The 2977-nt window shown below is 60.9% G+C and carries 3 protein-coding genes; all 3 read right to left on the minus strand.

Annotated features, from left to right (window positions below; all coding sequences use genetic code 11):
* Positions 1–49: 49 nt before the first annotated feature.
* Positions 50–1018 carry a CDP-6-deoxy-delta-3,4-glucoseen reductase gene (locus OC610_RS24525; RefSeq protein WP_264431543.1) on the minus strand — a complete coding sequence of 323 codons (969 nt, stop codon included), beginning with the start codon at positions 1016–1018 and terminating at the stop codon, positions 50–52.
* A complete protein-coding gene (gene ubiD, locus OC610_RS24530) occupies positions 1018–2484 on the minus strand; it encodes a 4-hydroxy-3-polyprenylbenzoate decarboxylase (RefSeq protein WP_181288095.1) in 1467 nt (488 codons plus the stop codon). Before ubiD ends, OC610_RS24525 begins: the two co-directional genes overlap by 1 nt.
* Before the next feature lie 79 nt (positions 2485–2563).
* The coding region (locus tag OC610_RS24535) for an SGNH hydrolase domain-containing protein (protein WP_264431544.1) at positions 2564–2977 on the minus strand (414 nt) is incomplete at its 5' end.

Below are 2977 nucleotides of genomic sequence, written 5' to 3' on the forward strand. Positions count from 1 at the left end.
CGGGAGCAAGCTCCCTCGGCACAACGGCACAGCTCAAGGCTACGCTGGTTCAAGCCCGCGGCGCATACGCGAAAACATCGGCGCGCATTTGATGGGCATCCATCCCCGCCTCCACCAGCGCATCGAGCGTCGCGTAGATCATGGCCGGCGAGCCGCTGGCGTAGACGTAGACACCGGAGAGATCACTGATGTCTTCGCACACCGCCTCATGGAGCATGCCGCAGCGCCCCTCCCAACCACACAGATCGCTGACGACTTTGTGCAGATACAGGTTTGGCAGCTTCTTCCACTCGTCCCAGTGTTCGATTTCATAGAAATCTTCCGGCCGCCGCACACCCCAATACAGATGCACCGGGTGCTTGAAGCCTTGGGCGCGGCAGTGCTCGATCAGGCTGTGCATCTGCGCCATTCCGGTTCCGGCGGCAATCAAAACCAGCGGGCCATCCGGGAGTTCGGACAAATGGGTGTCGCCGAATGGCATCTCGATGCGCACATTGGGGTTGCGCTGCAATTGTTCCAAAAGCGTTTGCGCACTGTTTTCGCGCACCAGCACATGAAGCTGAAGATCGCGTCCCGAATGCGGCGCCGAGGCCAGGGAGAACGCTGACTTCTCACCGTTCTCCCGCTCGATCATCAAGTATTGCCCGGCGTGATAACGCGGAGGTTTACCTGCCGGCGCACGCAAGCGCACCCTCCAGACATCGCCCCCCACGTCGGCGCACTCGATCACCTGGCATGCGAGATTGCGCACCGGCAGCTCACCCGGCGACAGCACGCCATCCCACAGCAGCACACAGTCCTCCAGGGGTTCGGCGATGCAGGTAAAGACTTCACCGTGGTCACGCACTTCCCCGGCCTGTTCCACGCGACCCTCCACCAGCAACGCGCCACATACGTGGCAGTTGCCGTTGCGGCAGCTCTGCGGGCATTCGTAGCCCAGGCGCCGCGCGCCATCGAGTATCCGCTCGGCCGGCTCTATCTCCAGCACCGCACCGGAGGGCTGCAAGGTTACAAGCATCAATCTATTCCTAACTGATTCCAGATGGCATCGATCCGTTGGGTAACGGCTTCATCCTTGACGATAACCCGGCCCCATTCGCGGGTGGTTTCACCGGGCCATTTATGCGTGGCATCGAGGCCCATCTTCGACCCCAGGCCAGACACCGGCGAGGCGAAGTCGAGGTAGTCGATCGGCGTGTTCTCGATCATCACCGTGTCGCGCTTGGGGTCCATGCGCGTGGTGATGGCCCAGATCACGTCATTCCAGTCCCGTGCGTTGATATCGTCGTCAGTGACAATAACGAACTTGGTGTACATGAATTGTCGTAAAAACGACCAGACGCCCAACATGACCCGCTTGGCGTGCCCCGGATACGACTTCTTCATGGTCACCACGGCCATGCGGTACGAGCAACCCTCGGGCGGCAGGTAGAAATCGGTGATTTCCGGAAATTGCTTTTGCAGGATCGGCACGAACACTTCGTTCAGCGCCACGCCGAGGATCGCCGGCTCATCCGGCGGGCGACCGGTGTAGGTGCTGTGGTAGATCGGCTTGATCCGGTGGGTGATGCGCTCGACGGTGAACACCGGGAAGCTGTCCACCTCGTTGTAGTAACCGGTATGGTCGCCGTACGGTCCTTCATCGGCCATTTCACCGGGGTGGATCACGCCTTCAAGGATGATCTCGGCAGTGGCCGGCACTTGCAGGTCATTGCCACGGCATTTCACCAATTCGGTACGGTTGCCGCGCAGCAAGCCGGCAAACGCATATTCGGAAAGGCTATCAGGCACCGGCGTGACCGCGCCGAGGATCGTGGCGGGATCCGCGCCCAAGGCGACTGAGACCGGGAATGGCTGGCCAGGGTGTTTTTCACACCACTCACGGTAATCCAGCGCACCGCCCCGATGACTCAGCCAGCGCATGATGACTTTGTTGCGGCCGATCACCTGCTGGCGATAGATGCCCAGGTTCTGGCGGTCCTTGTTCGGACCTTTGGTGACCGTCAGCCCCCAAGTGATCAGCGGCCCTACGTCGCCTGGCCAGCAGGTCTGCACGGGCAGCATGGCCAGGTCGACATCGTCGCCCTCGATCACCACTTCCTGGCAGATCGCGTCCTTGACGACCTTCGGCGCCATGGAAATGATCTTGCGAAAAATCGGCAGCTTGGACCAAGCATCCTTCAGGCCCTTCGGCGGCTCGGGTTCCTTGAGGAATGCCAGCAGCTTGCCGATCTCGCGCAGCTCGCTGACGGCTTCCGCGCCCATGCCCAAGGCCACGCGCTCCGGCGTGCCAAACAGATTGCCCAGCACCGGAATGTCATAACCTGTCGGGTTTTCAAACAGCAACGCCGGGCCTTTGGCCCGAAGCGTGCGGTCGCAGATTTCCGTCATCTCCAGCACTGGAGAGACAGGAACCTGAATGCGTTTTAACTCGCCGCGCTGTTCAAGCTGCTGCACGAAATCCCGAAGGTCCTTGAATTTCATTGAGATGCCACCCCGAAAATAGGCGTACATCCTACCTGCTCTAACGCCCAAACAGCAGCCCGTGCGTGCGCGGCGGCGATCAATTGCCGGTTGACCCCAGCAACACCGGGGCAAACAGCGGGCTCAGCCGGGCACTACCGAGATCAGACAGATGGTCCTCGTCCTTGTACTGCGAGTAACCGTTGACCTCAATGCTGCAGACCTGTCCCGCGCACATCAACGGGGTCGGATCAATGACATGCACGCCTGGATCAACGCTACTCAGTGAGTCAAACAAGGCGCTGAGAAAATGTTGACGGGACAAATGCTCCTCAAGCGGACGACCCAACCCTTCAGCGGAACGCCCAGCCCGGGCCAGGCTCGTCAATCTGCTGATAGCGCCCTTGCGCTGCAGCGGCACTTCCTTGAACAACCACACCTGTACGCCCGCCGCCCTCAACATCGCGACCCGGGCCTTGAGCGCCGCAGCCATACGCGCCTCGGCTTCGGCCGT

This window comes from Pseudomonas agronomica (assembly GCF_025917275.1).
GTDB classification, from domain to species: domain Bacteria; phylum Pseudomonadota; class Gammaproteobacteria; order Pseudomonadales; family Pseudomonadaceae; genus Aquipseudomonas; species Aquipseudomonas agronomica.

What these genes read in the sequence shown, in the direction of transcription:
- OC610_RS24525 (WP_264431543.1), bottom strand. Translation starts at nt 1,018, where the DNA reads ATGCTTGTAACCTTGCAGCCCTCCGGTGCGGTGCTGGAGATAGAGCCG.
- ubiD (WP_181288095.1), bottom strand. Translation starts at nt 2,484, where the DNA reads ATGAAATTCAAGGACCTTCGGGATTTCGTGCAGCAGCTTGAACAGCGC.